Source organism: Streptococcus mitis (assembly GCF_001579035.1).
In the GTDB taxonomy this organism is placed as follows: domain Bacteria; phylum Bacillota; class Bacilli; order Lactobacillales; family Streptococcaceae; genus Streptococcus; species Streptococcus mitis_J.
This window is the reverse complement of the sequence record NZ_KQ970290.1, coordinates 1-1,205: the sequence shown is the minus strand read 5'-3', so window position 1 is coordinate 1,205 and position 1,205 is coordinate 1. Positions and strand designations below refer to the sequence as shown.

The following is a 1,205-nucleotide window of genomic DNA, read 5'->3' as shown; positions in this document are numbered from 1 at the left end:
GAAGAATCAGAATCTGAGTCATTATCTGAGAGCGAATCAGCAGTATCTGAGTCATTATCTAAGAGCAGGTCAGCAAGTGAGTCAGCGAGTGAAAGTGAATCAACATTAGTATCTGAGTCAGTATCTAAGAGCGAATCAGCAAGTGAGTCAGCAAGTGAAAGTACATCAGCAAGTGAAAGTACATCAGAATCGGAATCTGAGTCATTATCTGAGAGCGCATCAGCAAGTGAAAGTACAGAAGAATCTGAGTCATTATCTAAGAGCGAATCAGTAAGTGAAAGTGAATCAACATCCGCCTCTGAGAGCGCATCAGTAAGTGAGTCAGTATTGTGGAGTCGAGTAGTATCAGTAACTGAGTCAGTCTATAAGAGCAGAGCATTAAGTGAGTCAGTAACTGAGTCAGCTAAGAGCGCATCCGTATCAGAGTCAGTATTTTGGAGTCGAGTAGTATCAGTAACTGAGTCAGTCTATAAGAGAGCATCAGCAAGTGCAAGTACATCAGAATCTGAGAGTAAATCAAAATTATTTAGTGAAAATCCATCATTAAGTAAATCTGATTCTGAAAGTGTAAGTGCATCAAAATCAGAGTCCGCCTCTAAGAGCGCATCCTTAAGTGAGTCAGTAAGTGCAAGTACATCAGTTTCTGAGAGTAAATCAAAATTATTTAGTGAAAATCCATCATTAAGTAAATCTGATTCTGAAAGTGTAAGTGCATCAAAATCAGAGTCCGCCTCTAAGAGCGCATCCTTAAGTGAGTCAGTAAGTGCAAGTACATCAGCAAGTGAAAGTACATCCGTAAGTGAGTCCGCCTCTAAGAGCACCTCAGTAAGTGCAAGTACCTCAGCCTCTGAATCAAGATTCGTATCAGAGTCCGCCTCTAAGAGCGCATCAGTAAGTGCAAGTACCTCAGCCTCTGAATCAAGATTCGTATCAGAGTCCGCCTCTAAGAGCACCTCAGCAAGTGCAAGTACCTCAGAATCTGAAAGTACATCCGTAAGTGAGTCCGCCTCTAAGAGCGCATCAGCAAGTGAAAGTACATCAGTTTCTGAGAGTAAATCAAAATTATTTAGTGAAAATCCATCATTAAGTGAATCTGAGTCATTATCTGAGAGCGCATCAGCAAGTGAAAGTACAGAAGAATCAGAATCTGAGTCATTATCTGAGAGCGAATCAGCAGTATCTGAGTCATTATCTAAGAGCAGGTC

General features: G+C 41.1%; 1 pseudogene. It reads right to left on the bottom strand.

From position 1 onward, the window contains the following. Positions 1 to 467: 467 nt before the first annotated feature. Positions 468 to 1,205 (bottom strand): annotated as a pseudogene (locus SMIDD26_RS13495) (hypothetical protein); the annotation flags it as partial.